This is a genomic window from Dokdonia sp. Asnod2-E02 (genome assembly GCF_045063915.1).
GTDB lineage: Bacteria > Bacteroidota > Bacteroidia > Flavobacteriales > Flavobacteriaceae > Dokdonia.
This window is the reverse complement of sequence record NZ_JBEFNX010000005.1, coordinates 2,034,337-2,052,045: the sequence shown is the minus strand read 5'-3', so window position 1 is coordinate 2,052,045 and position 17,709 is coordinate 2,034,337. Positions and strand designations below refer to the sequence as shown.

Annotated in this window: 9 protein-coding genes; 5 read left to right on the top strand and 4 right to left on the bottom strand. The window is 38.3% G+C overall.

The window, feature by feature from the left end:
• The first annotated feature begins 39 nt into the window (after positions 1-39).
• The 4 genes from ACJJVM_RS09330 (at position 40) to ACJJVM_RS09315 (ending at position 7,918) form a co-directional block, all read left to right on the top strand.
• Positions 40-1,026 (top strand): endonuclease, encoded by a 987-nt coding sequence (locus ACJJVM_RS09330; protein WP_405211510.1) that lies wholly within the window; start codon positions 40-42, stop codon positions 1,024-1,026.
• A gap of 234 nt (positions 1,027-1,260) precedes the next feature.
• Complete coding sequence (locus ACJJVM_RS09325; RefSeq protein WP_405211509.1) at positions 1,261-5,031, top strand: choice-of-anchor L domain-containing protein; 3,771 nt, start codon at positions 1,261-1,263, stop codon at positions 5,029-5,031.
• A 52-nt stretch (positions 5,032-5,083) separates the two neighbouring features.
• Positions 5,084-5,998, top strand: a complete 915-nt coding sequence (locus tag ACJJVM_RS09320; RefSeq protein ID WP_405211508.1) for a type IX secretion system membrane protein PorP/SprF — start codon at positions 5,084-5,086, stop codon at positions 5,996-5,998.
• 21 nt (positions 5,999-6,019) lie between these two features.
• Positions 6,020-7,918 carry an OmpA family protein gene (locus ACJJVM_RS09315; RefSeq protein WP_405211507.1) on the top strand — a complete coding sequence of 633 codons (1,899 nt, stop codon included), beginning with the start codon at positions 6,020-6,022 and terminating at the stop codon, positions 7,916-7,918.
• A 331-nt stretch (positions 7,919-8,249) separates the two neighbouring features.
• Here ACJJVM_RS09315 and ACJJVM_RS09310 read toward each other — a convergent pair whose 3' ends face one another.
• Positions 8,250-9,656, bottom strand: a complete 1,407-nt coding sequence (locus tag ACJJVM_RS09310) for a DUF5689 domain-containing protein (protein ID WP_405211506.1) — start codon at positions 9,654-9,656, stop codon at positions 8,250-8,252.
• Between the two features lie 26 nt (positions 9,657-9,682).
• On the bottom strand, positions 9,683-12,460 hold the full coding sequence (locus ACJJVM_RS09305) for a carboxypeptidase regulatory-like domain-containing protein (RefSeq protein ID WP_405211505.1): 2,778 nt from the start codon (positions 12,458-12,460) through the stop codon (positions 9,683-9,685).
• 135 nt (positions 12,461-12,595) lie between these two features.
• Here ACJJVM_RS09305 and ACJJVM_RS09300 point away from each other — a divergent pair, with 135 nt between their 5' ends.
• Positions 12,596-13,648 carry an endonuclease/exonuclease/phosphatase family protein gene (locus ACJJVM_RS09300; protein ID WP_405211504.1) on the top strand — a complete coding sequence of 351 codons (1,053 nt, stop codon included), beginning with the start codon at positions 12,596-12,598 and terminating at the stop codon, positions 13,646-13,648.
• 129 nt (positions 13,649-13,777) lie between these two features.
• On the opposite strand, the gene ACJJVM_RS09295 is transcribed toward ACJJVM_RS09300, so the two are convergent.
• Entirely contained in the window at positions 13,778-14,212 is a 435-nt protein-coding gene (locus tag ACJJVM_RS09295; RefSeq protein WP_035325832.1) for a hypothetical protein, read from the bottom strand.
• 113 nt (positions 14,213-14,325) lie between these two features.
• Positions 14,326-17,601, bottom strand: a complete 3,276-nt coding sequence (locus tag ACJJVM_RS09290; RefSeq protein WP_298349034.1) for a TonB-dependent receptor — start codon at positions 17,599-17,601, stop codon at positions 14,326-14,328.
• Positions 17,602-17,709 lie beyond the last annotated feature (108 nt).

Here is a 17,709-nt window from a genome sequence, read left to right as displayed (position 1 = left end):
TTTTTGACTAAATTGTGGGTCTCATAGATACTGTTTAATATGGAGGATACATCCGCTTTCGCGAAAGCGCAAACCAAAAAAATAAAATGTGCCATAGGTTTTTACAATCTTGAAAACCTTTTTGACACAAAAAATGACCCCGCAATACTAGATGATGACTTTACACCAGGTGGTTTTAAAGAATGGAACAATTATAAGTTTGATAAAAAAATTAAAAAACTTTCTAAAGTAATCTCAAAAATAGGAAAGGATGATACCGGCACCTCACCGAGTTTACTAGGGGTAGCAGAAGTGGAAAATAAAGCGGTATTACAATCACTTATTGAAACAGATCATCTTGAAGATGAAGGGTATGATATCGTACATTATGACTCTCCAGACGAGCGTGGTATAGATGTAGGTCTACTATATAAAAAGAAAGACTTTGCAGCACATAAAAGCGAGGCGATTACATTATACCTAGAGACAGAAGAGGGAGATCGCGACTTTACCAGAGACATTTTATATGTGCAAGGCACCTTGCTAGGTACAGAGGTACACATACTGGTAAATCACTGGCCATCTAGACGTAAAGGTGCAAATGAAACTTCACAAAAACGTATTACTGCAGCAAAGAAAAATCGCAAAATCATAGATAATCTTGTCGCTAAAAAACCAGATGCAAGAGTAATTATTATGGGTGACTTTAACGATGGCCCACATAGCGAAAGCATAAAAGTACACCTAGCCAAAACTGATTTTTATAACCCGATGCTTTATCTAGGCACGAGATATGAAGGGAGCCTTAATTATAACTATGAGTGGTTCATATTTGATCAAATTCTCTTTTCAAATAATTTTGTAAGAATCTATGATAACGAGCTCTTATATGAAAAGTCAGACATCTATAATGACTTCTATCTTACTGAATATGATGGAAAGTATAAGGGCAACCCCTTTAGAACTTACGCTGGAAAAAAATACCTAGGTGGGTATAGTGATCACTTCCCAGTCTATACAATATTAACTGCAACTGTTAAAGTATAGATTTTACTGAGTAAGAAAGTAGTCACTCATCGGATATATGAAGTATTATATCCAATATTTTTGTTAATCTTTTGAAGATTATATTGTTTGTTGCACTTTAGCGGTGTATATAATTTAGCTTTTTGAAGTTTTTATTACATAATACACAAGGATTTTTACCTTGTCTTATGCTATTACCAATTTCAAGTAGCTTATATCTATGCACAGCTATAATCTCACGACAAACCCAATCAAATGAAGAGACTTTTACTTTCCCTACTTTGGCTTATCCCTTCGGCACTGTTTGCACAAATTACCATAGACGAAACACTTACAACACAACAACTCGTAGAAGACATCCTCATAAACGCATCTTGTGCTGGAACTGAGAATTTCATTCAGAGCACAGGTACAGACTTTGCTTCTGTAAATGGTGTTGGTTCTTTTGAAGCAAATGGTACTGACTTCCCTTTTGAAGCTGGGATTGTGCTAAGTTCTGGAAGTGTATCTACAGCACCAGGACCTAACCTTAGTACACAAAGCAACGGAGGAACAGCGTGGCCAGGAGACGCAGACTTAGAAAACTTTACTGGTGCAACGGCAACAAATAATGCTTCATTCATACAATTTGACTTCACACCTTTTACTGAGCAATTGAGCTTTGATTTTCTGATGGCTTCAGAAGAATATAATCAAAATTTTGAGTGCACATTTACAGATGCATTTGCATTTATCTTAACTGATAATGATACTGGCACCTCTGTAAATCTAGCAGTGCTTCCAGGAACAAACACTCCTATAGAGGTAACAAACATACGACCTGAAGTCCCTAATAGTTGTGCGGCTATAAATGAAGAATTTTTTGGGCAGTACAACTTCCTTCCTTTTAATGATGAAAACACAGCTGCTACAAATTTTAATGGTCAAACTGTCGAGCTTACAGCATCTACCACAGTAGTACCAGGAAACTCATACACCATAAAACTCGTTGTAGCAGATCAAACAGATAGTCTCTTTGATATTGCGGTATTTATTGAGGCTGGTAGTTTTAACGTTACAAATACAGATCTAGGTGAAGATTTACTTGTTGAAAACGGTCTTGCCTCTTGTGAGGGAGATCCAGTTACTCTAGATGCAACAGATCCAGATGCAGAAACTTATACTTGGTTGCTAAATGACGTAGTTATAGCTGGCGAAACATCATCAACACTAGTTGTTACTGAGCCTGGAGAATATAGCGTAGTAGTAACTCTTACAGATTTACCAGATTGTGAAGTAAGAGACGATATAACAGTAGAGTTTATTTCTGAACCTGCAGTAAATATAGAAGACTTTATATCGTGTGCTGGAGAAACCGAAACTCTAGATACAGGCTTACCTGCTGGCACGACCACATTTGTTTGGAGTTTAGATGGAACTGTTATAACAGGTGAAACTGGACCGTCAATAAGCGCGACAGAATCAGGAACATACACAGTGCAAGCTATTTTTGATGCTGGATGTACCTATACAGATGATGCTATTGCTACTTTTAATGTGGCTCCTATTGTAGACCTTGGGGAAGACATAAATAGTTGCCTTGAAGATGCTGTCACTCTTGATGGGTCCCCAACTAACGTAGATCCATCTACCTCTACTTATGAATGGTTCTTAAACGGAACTCTTATATCGGGAGAGACCTCTGCCACACTAGAAGCGACTGCCCCAGGAGTGTATGAAGTTTTTGTCACCTTTGAAGGATGTATTGGGACCGATACATTAACAATTAATCAAGCTAATGAGGATGGCTCTAGTTGTAATGTAAATGATTTGTGCCCAGATGCCTTACCACTGGTATGTGGTGACACTGTAACAGGAACAACTGTAGGATCTACCTCAACTGGTGAGCCTGGAACTTGCGGAACAGGTCCTGGAGCCCCAGGAAACTATTATACATTTACTGGAACAGGAGAGCTTATACAACTAGCAATGTGTAACTCTACATATGACACAAAACTTCAAGTATTTACAGGCACTTGTGACGCCTTAACTTGTGTAGATGGAAATGACGATTCTTGCGGACTACAATCTGAAGTGGACTTTCTATCTGAAGAAGGTATTGAATATACAATTTATGTATTTGGCTTTGGAACAAGTGTAGGTGATTATGAACTAACCGTTACTTGCATTGAAGCACCACAAGGATGCCTAGATGCCGAAGAAGTTGTTTGTGGGGACGTAACTACTGGCACAATAGTAGGCGCGCCAGCAACAGATGTTCCATTAGAAAATTGCGGCAACATAACAACTGGTGATTCTCCTGGGGTATGGTTTACATTTACAGGCACTGGTGAAAGCACAGAATTCAGCCTTCTAAATTCAAGCTTTGACACTGGTATTCAGATATATTCTGGAACCTGTGAAGAGCTTATTTGTGAAGAAGGTAATGATGACTTCGGTACAGTAGAGCAATCAAAAGTAGATTTCATAACTACAACAGGAACTGAATATCTTATTTACATTTATGGAGAAGATGGTGCTACAGGTGATTTTGAATTATCAATACAATGTAACCCACCAGCCTCTTGTGAAGACATAGAACCATTATGTAGTCAAGAAGGTCTCATATTTGAAAACACCTCTGACGGCTCATCTGCTCAAGATGGGATTGATTATGAGTGTTTATTTTCTCAACCTAACCCAAATTGGTTTTACCTTGAAATAGGTCAAGAAGGAGATATCGATTTAGAAATTGTTCAAAACACCGCTTTTGACGCAGATGGAAATCCAGTAGGAAATGAACTAGATGTAGATTTTATTGCCTGGGGACCATTTGATAGTCCAGATAATGCTTGTGACAACTTAAACCCAAGTACAAGTGTAGATTGTAGTTTCTCAGCCGCGGCAATTGAAACATTTACAATTCCTAATGCACAAGTCGGGGAGGTTTATATACTTCTCATTACAAATTTTAATGGGTCAAGCGGATTTATAAGTGTAGGTCAAACTGGCGGTGATGGAAATACCAACTGTGGTATTGTATGTCCAGATTTTGACATAGACCTAGGAGGTGATCAGTCTGTGTGTGATGAAACCTCTATAGAGCTTACTGCCGTTCTCTCTGGAAGCAACACTACAAATCCTACTTATGAATGGAGTACTGGTGAGACAACATCATCAATCACTGTTACTGAAACAGGAGTATATGAAGTAATTGTAACCGTAGACGGATGTTCTGAAAGTCAGATTGTAAATATTGACTTTGGGGCGACACCCACTATAGAACTAGGGAGCGATTTTGACACTTGTTTTGAAAATGCTATTTTCTTAGACGCTAGTCCATCAAATATAGATCCTACACAAGTTACTTATCAGTGGTTTCAAGACGGAGTAGAACTACCAGATACAACAGCCTCTATAGAAATTGTTGAGCTAGGGAACTATGAGGTAGTTGTAACTGATAATGGCTGTACTGCTACAGACAGTATTCTTATCACAGGCAGTACACTAGACGTTAGTCTCATAGATAATTTTCAAACTTGCCCTAATGAATTACAAACACTAACAGCGGCTACAGACGAAACAGGAGTCACCTTCCAATGGTTTATAAATGGCACAGCAATAGATGGAGCTACAAACGCAACTTATGATGTCATACTAGCACCTAGCACTGTAGGAACTCAAACTTTTACTGTAGAAATCATCAGAGGAGTTTGTTCTGGCACGGCTGCAGTAGATGTGACACTTTATGAAGTAGGAAATTGTGTTATTTCAGAAGGGCTTTCTCCTTCTGGGTCACCAGGATTTAATGACACACTAGATTTACGTTTCCTCTCTGACAGGTCTGGCATAACAAACCTTCAGATCTACAACCGCCTGGGTACACTAGTCTTCGAACAAGATTCATACACAAATGAATGGAGAGGACAAACTGATGCAGGTGATGATTTACCTACAGGAACTTACTTTTATGTAATCTCACTTGAGCAAGAAGATCCTACTTATGGCACTCAAGCCACTGGATGGATTTACTTAAATCAAGACTAACTAAAGAATCTAATTGTACGTACGATATAGTTGAATTAACAACGAGACAACAATGAAAAAACTACTATTACTAACGCTAATTTTAAGTCTATTTTACATAGATGAGTCTGTTGCTCAACAAGACCCACAGTATACCCAGTATATGTATAATATGAATGTGGTTAACCCAGCATATGCCGGATTAAAAGAAGGTCTTGCCATAAATTTATTATACAGAAATCAATGGTCAAGCTTAGACGGGTCACCAGAAACTTTCACCCTTACAGCTCACTCTCCTATATCAGAAAAAGTAGGTCTAGGAGTCTCTCTTATAAGAGATGAGTTAGGCCCTGTGAAAGAAACCAACGCTTATGCAGACTTCTCTTATACCATAGATGTAAGCAGTACTTTTAAACTAGCGCTAGGTATTAAAGCGGGGGCTACTTTTCACGAGGTTGGCCTTGTAGATCTTGAACTCCAAGATCCCGGAGATGCGTTTTTCTCACAAAACATAAATCAGACGTATCCCAACGTAGGGACTGGTGCTTTCTTATATAGTGATAAATTTTACGTAGGCCTATCTGTTCCTAATTTACTCAACTCTGTTCATCTAGATACTAATGAACTAAAAATAGGCTCTGAGACTAATCATTATTTTGTAACCTCTGGATATGTTTTTCAAGTTTCAGATAATGTAAAACTCAAACCATCTGTAATGGTAAAATCTGCATTTGACGCACCAGTTTCTTTTGATGCAAATGTAAATGCCCTCTTTCTAGAAAAATTTGAACTAGGTGTCTCTTACCGTTATGATGATTCTTTTAGTGGCATAGTAGGCTTTCAGGCAACTCCAGAATTTAGAATAGGGTATGCTTATGATGCAGTTACTTCTGAGATAAACAACATAGCCCCATCCTCACACGAGATCATTATAACCTACAACATACTACGTAATAAAAAAGCATTACGTTCACCTAGATACTTCTAAACCTAACCATAGCACATTAATATGAAGAAGTTTTACCTATATATATTGCTCCTTATTTTTACAGCTACAGGAGCCGTAGCACAAAACAAAGACACAAAGAAAGCAGATGGTCTGTTTGAGAGACTTGCTTATACCGAAGCTATAACTGAATACACCAAGCTTATAGAAAAAGGAAAAGCAAACAAGTATGTATATGCTCAGCTTGCTGAGAGTTATGCTATACTAGGCGACTCAAAAAAAGCAGTTTCTTTTTACAAAAGAGCTACTAAAGGAAAAAACGCAAAGCTCACACCAGATCTTATGTATAATTATGCACAAGCTCTTAAGGCCAATGGTGATGCTGCTGAGTATAAAAACTGGATGCAAAAATTTACCCAAGCACAACCCAATGATTCTAGGTCTACTAGTTTTTTAAAGAACTCTAATTATCTAAGCCAGCTTTTAAGCAAAGAGCCTAGTTATACGGTAAAAAATGCAGGAGCTCTAAATACAACATATGCAGATTATGGAAGCGCGATAAATAGCAATACACTTTACTTTGCTAGTGCTAGAAATACAAACCGCAAAAAACACAGTCTAAATAACGAACCCTTTTTAGATATCTATACAGCGACACTAGATGGATCAAAATTAGGAACAGCCTCTCTACTTGCAGGTGACGTAAATACAAAATATCACGAGGGTAAAGTAGCAATCTCTCCAGATGGAAAACGTATGTATTTTGACCGCAATGACTATTATAAAGGAAGTCTAGATAAGGATGAGGCTGGAGTTAACCAGATTAACCTCTATACTGCAGAAAAGGTAGGAGGAAAATGGGTTAATATACAATCTGCCCCATTTAATAGTGATGAGTTCTCAACCGGTCATCCGGCAATTAGTCCAGATGGTAACACACTATATTTTTCGAGTGATAGACCTGGCGGAAAAGGAGGGTCAGACTTATATATGGTTACTGTAAATAAAGATGGGTCATTTGGCACACCTACCGCGCTTAAAAACCAAATCAACACAGAGGGTACAGAAGTATTTCCTTTTATAGCTCAAGATGGCACACTATATTTCTCAAGTGATGGTCATATAGGTATGGGAGGCCTTGACGTATTTATGTCAGAAAGTAAGGGTGCAAACACGTATGCTATTCCTCAAAATGCAGGTCCAGGGATAAATAGCCCAGCAGACGACTTTTCAATATATATAAACCAAGATACAGATACAGGTTTTATCTCTTCAAACCGTGCCGGTGGTAAAGGAGGAGATGATATTTATATATTAGGACAACTACCTCCTTGTGATGTAGATGTTGCTCTCACGGTAGTAAATCCAGCTGGAGAGGGTATAGATAAAGCTCTTGTGGTTGTAAATAACACTACAGATAACACAAGTGAATCTGACACTGCTACAACAACGGGTAAATACCTTTACCAGTCTAAATGTAATCGCACATACACAATAACTGCGAGTGCAGATGGCTATAAAGAAGCAATTCAAAACATTACGGTAGGTAAATCTGGTGTTAACCAGACTATAACGCTAGAACCTATTATAGATCAAGTAGTCGTAACAGAAACGGAGGTTGTTTTAAATCCTATTTATTTTGATTTTGACAAGTCTAACATACGTCCATCTGCGGCAGCAGAGCTAGATAGACTTGTGAACGTTATGATGCAATATCCTACAATGGTAATAAGTGCAGAGTCACACACAGATATACGTGGGTCTGAATCTTATAACAAGAACTTATCGCAACGTCGTGCAGACTCAATGCGAGATTATGTAGTAAGCAAAGGTATAAATGCTAGCCGCATCTCAAGTATAGGAAAAGGAGAGTCTGAGCCTGCTATAGCTTGCGGTTCAAACTGTACAGAAGATCAACATCAACTTAACAGACGCTCTGTCTTTAAGATAGTCACTAGATAAACTGGATAATTATTAACTAACCAACCATCCAGGAAGCCGCAATGCGTAAGTGTTGCGGTTTTTTTTATACCGTAATATCAAACTAATGTAAAGCGCTAGTTGTAACCTTATATTACAATGTAGCCTATGCTCTTCTAAGAAACCGTGCGGTTATATACTGCCTAATTTTCGGCCTCTTGTGGTGACAACTATCGATAAGCACATTTATTTTAGCAGTCTAGTTAAGTTGCCTTGATGCTTTAATAAAAAAACCCACTGCTAGTAGTACTAACAGTGGGTTTTTAAAATGTATTATTCCGCTTTCGCGAAAGCGTATATATAACTACGTTACTTAGTTTGCATTGATCTGTATCTCGTCAAGCTCAAAAGTACCATCAAAATCTGCATCACCAGACCCGCTGTATCTAAAAGCAACATAACCGTTAGACTCAATACAAGAAAGATCTACAATACCTGAGTCTATCCAGTCTCCAAAGAAATCTCCATCATCTACAATCACTCCTGCAGGTAAAACATCCCAAGTGGCTGTTGCAATAGTAGCCTCAGTACCGTCCCAATCACTAGAAAAAAGAAGGTCAAGCGTACTACCGTCTGAAAAACTGTTTGAAGTCATAAACTGAAGAGTCTCACCAGTATTAGCTTGAAGGTCTAGCATAGGTGTAATTAACCAAGCGATAGTGGCATCATCTCCAGACTGGAAAGACCCTACTCTTGCAGAAATACCTAAAGAGGCGTTTTGACCTCCACTAGAGTATGCCTCCCAAGTTTCTGACCCTTCTTGCTGGTAGTTAGTCCATCCATTTCCAGATATTGGGCTATTTGTAGCTTGTGTCTCAAAGAAATCTTCAAAAAGAATTGTACTTCCTGCCGCATCTGCCACACCACAATCTATCTCTACCGGATCACAACGCTCTGCTTGATCAAAAACTACGTCATTTCTGTCGTTTATAGCAAGATTAAAGTCCTCTCCAAAGAAATTACGAGTAAGCACTCCAGAAATACTTCCGCGTCCCGTAGGAAGCGCTATAGACTTAAAATTTGCAAAGGTACTTGTGCTTAAAATAAGTGTTTGCTCTGTCGCACAACTAAAGATAGTGCGCTCTCCATCAAACTCGTCTAGTGGCTCACCCGCATAAGTAAGACTTTGATCAATTACTTCTTCTTTTGCAAATTGAACATCTGTAAGTTTTATAAATATGTTTTCTAAATCTTCACTTAGGTTTGAGATGGTTGTCTCTACAGGAACAATAGTCTCTACCGTTGCAGATCGCTGTATGTAATCAAATTGTAGAGGAGCTGGTATCTTCTCAAGGTTGTTTGTAACTCCTAGCGTTAACACACCATTACTTTCACCAAGGTGAAGACCTCCTAATTTTACAAATATCTTACGCCCTATCTCATAATACGTAAATAAAGGGCTCTCGTCTATTAAGATACGTACTCCTGCAGTAGGTGCTGTAGCATTGTCTTGTATAATGATTTCTTCAAACCAGTTACCAGACTCATCACTGCTTATCACAAACCCCTCTACATACTGTGTAGACTCTGTAAGATCTACCGTTTCTCCTTCTTGAAGAAATAAGTTTCTAAGTGCAGAAACAGAGATTACTTCGCCATCAAGAACAGGATCTGTTGCGGTAAGATCTGGCGTGGCAAAATCATCATCTTGCACACAACTAGTAATAGTAAGCAACGCAATAATGGCTGCAAATACGTGGGTTAATTTTATTGTTTTCATATTAAATATCTTTCTTAATTGTTTTATTAAAAGCGCACGTATGCGTTTACATAGTATGTTGTTCCTCTACCGAAGAAGAGACGATCACCAAAAACTGGGGTGTCTCTTTGTGCTTCTTCTAGGCTTGATCTATAATTTGCTCGTCTACTATCTTCAAAACCTCCTGTAATGTAGGTCTCATCTAGTACATTATTTACCGTTGCAAAGAAGCCTACAAAGTAGTCTCCTACCCTCCAAGATTTACCTCCTATAATATTGACCAAAAAGTAATCATCTATTTCTGTCTGTCTTAGTAAATCTCTCGCTACATCTGTATCATAATCATTAAATGGCTGCCCATCTATGTCTTGATTAAAGTTTGCCGTTCTAGCTAGATTACTAAAGTCTATGTATGAATTTGAGAAGTAGTTTACTGTAAGTCCAAAGTTCCAGAATTCTGGGTCTCTATACTCAAAACCTAGTTGGTAGGCTCTTTCTGGTCCTCCTGCAACGTGCAAATCTTTAATAGCAGTTGTCCCATCACCAAAGGTTTGAGGCCCCTCAAAATCATCTGATGTATAATATATATTAGGATTATTTGCATACGTATATTGACCTACAGATGCTGCAGCCTTAAGTTTAAGAGTAGGTAATACCTGCGCTTCTATACCTAGCTCTGCTCCTATATTTCTACGTTCTACATTTGTAAGAACCTCTTGAACAAAAGAAGCTTCTGTACCAGCGATACTATTTTGTGTAAAGAAGAAACCTATGTCTGTTCCTTTTTGAAAACCAGTATAAAACCCAGTAAGACGTCCCTTTACTATAGGTGATCTAAAAATATAACTTGCATCTACACTCTGTATTTGCTCTGACTCTAAGCCTATCACTACGTCATTGTTTTGACGCGCATTACTAAAGCTATTTCGTATACCTGGGGCCACAGAATAATATCCTGCATTTACATCTATAAGGTGACGCCCAGATAATTTATAAGTCGCACCAGCTTTAATTCCTCCGTTTGTAAACGAAAGTTTTTCACTAGGTCCAAAAGAGCGACTACCTGTAAAATTTCCGTTCTCATAGAGTCCAGTGCGCTGGTATGATGTATTACTTGCTGTACCAGACACATAAAAATCTACTTTATTATAAGTAAACTGTGCCTGCGCAAAGCCAGAAACTACGGTCGCATCCATATCATAATTATACTTATAGCGATCACCCTCTACTACTACTCTATTAGGGTTACGCACATCACTCTGTGCAAGATCTCCATCTTGACCGTCTTGACTCTCACTTACAGAAAAGTTATCTATATCTAGAAAACCATCTCCACCTAGTAGGTCGCTTACTTGTGCATAATTTTCGCTCTTCAATCCTCTATAGCTCACATTACCATCTATAGTGATAGCGTCTGTTACTTGAGAATTAATAATCACATTTGCACTAAGCTGGCTATCATCTATCACATCATCCTGAAGTATGATATTAGAATTGCCTCCATTAGCATTTGCTTGATATAAAGAATTCCAATCAAATTGACCATCATTTATAAAGTCCTGCTCTAGTAGGTATGCATTCTGAAAATCATATGCCGTAGGATTAGGATCTTGTAAAGCATAACTAGGCAAAAGTTGATAATAGTTTGGCGCTGGATTTCTCAAGCTACCATTATCTACTCTACCACTTTTTATAGAACCAAACTGGTAGCCCAGGTTTGAGTTTATTGTTGTTTTATCGCTTAATGTCCAGTAGTGATTAAGCATAAAAACAGGCTCTTCTATCTCTCGCTCTCTTGTATTACGCTTCTCACCATCTTGATAACCCCAAAAAGGATTATACGTTCTTCCTTTTAGGTCAAACTGCTCCTCTGTAATAGCTGTCGCTCTACCACGTCTGTTAGGCGTATAGAATCCCGTAAAGTTTAAACTATGGGAATCATTTATTTTTTTCTCAACAGAGAGATACATAGAGTTTGCATCATATAATGTTCCATCTTGAAAACCCTCTTCTCCAAAACGTCTTGCAAGTAACACACTATATGCCCATCCGTTTGAGTTAAGACCAGAATTATAGCTTGCCATCACTCTACCTTGATATGAGGCATTTGCCGCAGCATATGATATTCTACCTCCCTCTCGTTCTTGTGAAGCTCTCATTACGATATTCGTAACCCCTGCGAGACCTCCAAAACTATATTCACTAGGAGTAAGTCCTTGAGAAAATTCGCGATTACGCTGTGCGTCATTTAGTCCTCCCCAGTTACCCCATTGTGGTCTACCGTTAAACTGTTTATTCATCTCAATCCCGTTAATGAGCACTTTGCCATTTGCATTATCGAGACCTCTAGGTCTAAAAAAAGTTGCACTCCAGTCAAAAGCGGCTGCGCTTAAAAAAGCATCGCGACCAGCAGATAGAAGTCCTGACACATTAAAGTTACCTAGATCATCATCACCACTGTTAAGATCATTATCAGAAAGTGAGATTAACCCTATTTGCTGCTGCTCTGCAGAGATGTCTACATCTAGTGTAATCACATCAAGATTGAGCGTTTGCCCAGTTGTAAGAATAATAGGAAGCCTCTTGGTTATAAAACCATTTTTTAAAACTAAAAGAATCTGATCTCCTTCCTGAGTCAAGTTATTAAGTACAAATACTCCCATAGCATTTGTCATTGTTTCTGCAGCGCTCTTTTCGAGACGTAAAGTAACGTCTGGAAGCGGCTCAGAGGTGATGGCATCCATCACCGTTCCTTTTATTTGTGTTTGCGACCAGACTGTGGCAGCTAGAAACACACATAAAAGTGATAAAGTAAATTGCTTCATAAATGATTAATATTTGGTTGTTTTATTAAGAAACCGTTACGATTCTCGGCCAAAAGTAGGCAAAATAGAACGTTTCAGTACCTTTGGCACGCTCTCTGCAAAAGAGTTTACAAAAAGATAACACACATCTATTTTATGAAACTAAAAGTACTCGCCTTATCTGGTTTACTGACTGTTACCGCTTTCGCGAAAGCGCAACAAGACAAAACCTATCGTGCACATACCATTGCCTTTTACAATGTAGAAAACCTCTTTGATACAGAAAATGACCCCATCACTTATGATGATGATCGCACACCAGATGGAAAGGATCACTGGACCGAAGAAATCTATCAAGATAAAGTAAGCAAGATGGCGCGCGTCATCTCAGAAATAGGAGCAGATGTGACAAATAACGCTCCCGCACTCATAGGCCTTGCAGAAATTGAAAATAGAAAAACAGTAGAAGCACTAGCAAATGATCCAAAACTACTTGCTAAGGATTACGGCATTGCTCATTTTGACTCTCCAGATAGACGAGGGATTGATGTAGCACTTATGTATCAAAAAGCGCTTTTTAAACCGACTAACATTAGCAAGCACGAGCTCCTTATATATGATAATGTTGACACAAGTAAAAGAGTGTACACGCGTGACCAGCTCTTGGTTTCTGGCCTGCTGGATGGTGATATGATACACGTGATTGTAAATCACTGGCCATCTCGCTCTGGTGGAGAAGCACGAAGTCGTAAAAAACGTATCGCCGCTGCCGAACTTAATATGAAGATAATTGACAGTTTGCAGAGCAATGACCCCTATGCAAAGATCATTACAATGGGAGATCTCAACGACGACCCTACAAGCCCTAGCGTTAAGAAAACAATGAAAGCGTCTGGAAAGAAAGAAAAAGTCAAAGATGATATGCTTTACAACCCTATGGAGCCTATGTTTAAAAAAGGGATTGGTACACTCGCCTATCGTGATGGTTGGAATCTTTTTGACCAGATTATTATAAGCGCACCTTTACTTGATAAAGATTTTAGCACATACCGCTATTATAAAGCAGGTATTTATAATAAGAACTACTTAAGCAACCCTAAAGGGCGTTATAAAGGATACCCTTACAGAAGCTTTACAAATGGAGGCTACACAGGAGGGTACAGTGACCATTTCCCCGTGTATGTATACCTTATTAAAGAAGATCAATAAAACAACTTATAATAGTTAATAAAAATGTCCGCAATCTATTTATTTTAGATTGCGGACATTTTTTTGTTTTAATCACGCTTTCGCGAAAGCGTAAAACTATCCATAAAAGGTATAGTCTACAGGGTTATATTAAAACCACTGCGACCAAGGAATAATAGCAAGTACTGCAATTAAAGCAAGGGTATAAAATATTGCTATCTTCTTGAACTTAGGCGTAGAAAGGCGCTGTTTTTTATGTTTTGAATACCCCACAGTAACAAGTACTACAGCAATAATCATAAGGAAAGGGTGCTCTACCGCTAGTTGTCTAGCCTGGCTAGATAAACCTCCCATTCCGTTTGCTTTTATGGCTTGTAAGCCATTAGGAGACACAAACCACAACACAAGCCCTATGAGTAACTGTATGTGCATAGTTATAAGTGTAAACAGTGCTAGACTCATATCCTTACCTCCATATTCCTTTTTACCAAAGAATTTAGAAAGAGCATTTACTGTTGCAATAACAAGAACGATAAGAACTAAATACGCCCAATAAGAGTGGACAAACTGAACAACTGAGTACATATGATGTATATTTATTATGGTTGAGTGTCAAAGATAATTCATAAATATAAAAGCCGCTACTGTTTCCAGTAGCGGCTTTTTAAATTGCCTAAGCAAACAATTTATAATAGCTCTTAGTTAAAGATATAACGAAGACCTACTTGCATTTGCCATCTTGAAGACTGTAATCCAGAATCATCAATTTGATCTACGTTTTTACCTATTACGTTTCCTGCATCATCAAACTCAAGTAAGCTCTCTACAAAGCTAAATACTGGTTGATCATCAGATGTTGAAACTGTCTGTAATGGTGATACGTTAGATCCTACAAATTTACGTACTCCCCAATCTTTGTTGATAAGGTTTGTAAAGTTGAAGATATCTAAAGAGATCTGGAATGTATTTTTCTTGTCTCCAGTTTTTACATATATATCTTGTAAGAACTTAAGGTCAACGATGTGGTTCCAAGGTCCTCTTGAACCATTACGCTCAGCATACTGTCCTCTACGAGTACTTAAGTAATCGTCAGACTCGATAAACTGGTCAAGTAACATCCATTGTCTAGCTTGCTCTGTTGCATCACCAGAAAAAGTAATTTCTGACTGGTTTGCTGGAACATAAATAAGAGCGTTATCTCGTGAATCATCATTTAATAAATCACGTCCTTCTCTGTATGTAAAGCTATATGGTGACGACTGTGCTCCTTCATAGAAAAGACCAATTGTAGTTTTTCCTCCAAAGTCTCCACCGTACTCAATCTCGTAAGATGCATTTGCAGAGATACGACTACCTAAAGAGAAGTCAGAACGAGATAATGGAATATCTGAGTTCTTACCATTTACAGTTTGAATTCCTCTCCACTGTGAACTGTTTTGAGAAGATGTACCATCAAAGATTTTTTCAGACTCTCCGTAAGAGTAAGATACTTGTCCTTGGAAACCGTTCTGGATAGGCTTTCTAAGAGTAAACGTTGCGTTATAAGAAGATCCTTCGTTTGTGTTAGAAGCAAGGATGATTCTACCATAAGTATCATCTATCTCGTCACTACGGTTGTAGAATGGACGGTTATCTGCTCCATCGTAGTTCCCTACTGGCCCACCTAAGTTAAGGTTCTCATAGTAAACATCTGTAAGTACATCATTATATAAGAAATCTGCAGATGCGATTAATCCCCATATAGGTAATTTTTGATCGATAGCGATGTTGTATTTACCAACTTGTGGAAGTTTAAAGTTCTTAGCAAAAAGGTCGATGTTTCCACCTACTCCTCCAGAACCTGCAGCAACAACTTGTGTTTGCTGGTTTACATCTGCTTGGAAAGGCTCTCCGAAGATAAAGCTAAATCCACCAGTTACACCATTATTGTTATAAGTACCACCTGGCCATACTAAAGGAAGTCTTGAAGTAAATACTCCTAATCCTCCACGTACTTGTGTTGTATTATTTCCAAAAACATCCCAGTTAAATCCTAAACGTGGTGCAATGTGAGCAGAAGCATCAACTCCTTGACCTACACGAGCTCCTTGTAAATCTTTTCCTGCAGCAGTAAGTAGAGATACAGTTCTTGTGTTAAAATCATCATTTACAGTTCCATCTTCCCAGTAAGGAATATCAACACGGATACCTCCTGTTACTTTAAAGTTTTCTGTTACTTGTACTTCATCTTGTACGTAGAAACCTAATTGAGAAGTTCCAAAATCTGCAGATCCAGCAGACTCATCACCTACAGCACCGTTACCTACTAAAGAATAACCGTGTTGAAAAACGTCTGCATCTTGACCAGTTAAGAACTGGTTAAGTCCAGAAGAAACTAAGTTTCCAGCATCATCAAATTGATCTTCGAAAGTATAATCTCCGTAGTTAAAAGCAAAGAATAAGTTCTTAGCAGAAGCAATCTCAAGGTTTGCACCAAGCGTTACAGCGTGACGACCAGAGAAAATCTGGAAGTTGTTGTTTATTGTAAAGATATCCTGCTCAAGTAAATTTGCAGTAGAGAAAGGCTCAGACCCAAAAGAGATCGTACCTCCTCCATCTTGAATATCTACGGTAGGGAATGGATTACCAGAAGGATCTCTATCATCCTTTACAGATGTATATCCTATCTTAAGGTTGTTTGCATATTTAGAACCAAACGTAGAGTTTAATTCAAATGCAGTAGAGTATGTCTTAGTTTCAAAAAACTCAGATCCGTTTATGAACCCTATGTTTCTTAATCCAGAGTTACGAGCTTCTAGGTTAGTCGCCTCAACGATACCTTGACGTATAGATACTTTGTGGTTTTCGTTAATGTTCCAGTCTAAACGTAAGTTTATCTTGTCACTTTCTAGAGTTCTAGTGTTGTTATCAAAAATACCAGGATTATAACCGTACTCAGACTGTAAGAAGCTAGCAAGGTTTGCGATATCTGCTTCAGAAGATCTTCCTTGGTAGTTTGAGAATGTAAATGGTTGAGGAGTCTCATCATCTTGACGCTCATAGTTTGCAAAGAAGAATAATTTATCTTCGATAATTGGACCTCCTATACGGATACCGTAAGTCTTAGCAGAAAATTCTGCAAGCTTCTCACGCTCGTCACCTTCATTAGTTAAATCTACAGGAGTTTTACCTGCAAGACTCTCGTTTCTTAAGAAACCGTATACACTACCTTCCCAGTTGTTAGATCCAGAACGCGTTACTGCGTTTACAGATCCTCCAGAGAATCCTGACTGACGTACATCAAAAGGAGCAAGGTTAATTTGGAAAGACTCGATAGCATCTACAGAGAACGGGTTTACACCTGTCTGACCTCCGTTAGTACCTGAACCTGCAAGACCAAAAACATCGTTATTTACAGCACCATCAATATAGATAGCATTGTAACGGTTGTTTTGACCACCTAGAGAGATAGAAAAACCATCGTTCCCCTCAGTAATCTGAGCTTGTGGAGTAACACGTGCAAAATCTGCAATACCTCTAGATACAGAAGGAATTGTAGCGATGTCACGCTCTGTAATTGTAGTTTCTGTACCAGTTTTGTTTGTGTTAAACACACTGTTATTAGATCCAGTAATTACAATCTCGTCAAGTGCATTTGCATTTTCTTGCATTGTTACACTTACTCTCTTAGTCTCTCCGAGACCTAAGTTAAAACCGTTAAGTGCATAATCTTCAAAACCTACATACGTAATTGTAAGGTTATAAGGACCACCTGATTTAAGGTTTGGTAAACGGTAAAAACCGTCAAAATCTGTTACTGCTCCATAAACAGAACCTGTAGGTACGTGTGTAGCTACAATGTTTGCCCCAGGTAATGGTCCTTCAGTGTTGTCTAGCACACGTCCAGCGATGGAACTTGTTGTTACCCCTTGCGCAAGTGACGAAGCCGTCACAAGAAACAAAGCGATCAATGATAAAAATGTAATTTTCTTCATGATATTTATTAAATAATTAGCAGTGCAAAATTACTTTAATTTCCTAAGCACCAATATTAACTTAAGGTTAACTTATTTTCTTAAAGATTTGAAAAATTTGATAGAACT

What these genes read in the sequence shown, in the direction of transcription:
- ACJJVM_RS09295 (WP_035325832.1), bottom strand. Translation starts at nt 14,212, where the DNA reads ATGTACTCAGTTGTTCAGTTTGTCCACTCTTATTGGGCGTATTTAGTT.
- ACJJVM_RS09290 (WP_298349034.1), bottom strand. Translation starts at nt 17,601, where the DNA reads ATGAAGAAAATTACATTTTTATCATTGATCGCTTTGTTTCTTGTGACG.
- ACJJVM_RS09325 (WP_405211509.1), top strand. Translation starts at nt 1,261, where the DNA reads ATGAAGAGACTTTTACTTTCCCTACTTTGGCTTATCCCTTCGGCACTG.
- ACJJVM_RS09330 (WP_405211510.1), top strand. Translation starts at nt 40, where the DNA reads ATGGAGGATACATCCGCTTTCGCGAAAGCGCAAACCAAAAAAATAAAA.
- ACJJVM_RS09310 (WP_405211506.1), bottom strand. Translation starts at nt 9,656, where the DNA reads ATGAAAACAATAAAATTAACCCACGTATTTGCAGCCATTATTGCGTTG.
- ACJJVM_RS09300 (WP_405211504.1), top strand. Translation starts at nt 12,596, where the DNA reads ATGAAACTAAAAGTACTCGCCTTATCTGGTTTACTGACTGTTACCGCT.
- ACJJVM_RS09320 (WP_405211508.1), top strand. Translation starts at nt 5,084, where the DNA reads ATGAAAAAACTACTATTACTAACGCTAATTTTAAGTCTATTTTACATA.
- ACJJVM_RS09305 (WP_405211505.1), bottom strand. Translation starts at nt 12,460, where the DNA reads ATGAAGCAATTTACTTTATCACTTTTATGTGTGTTTCTAGCTGCCACA.
- ACJJVM_RS09315 (WP_405211507.1), top strand. Translation starts at nt 6,020, where the DNA reads ATGAAGAAGTTTTACCTATATATATTGCTCCTTATTTTTACAGCTACA.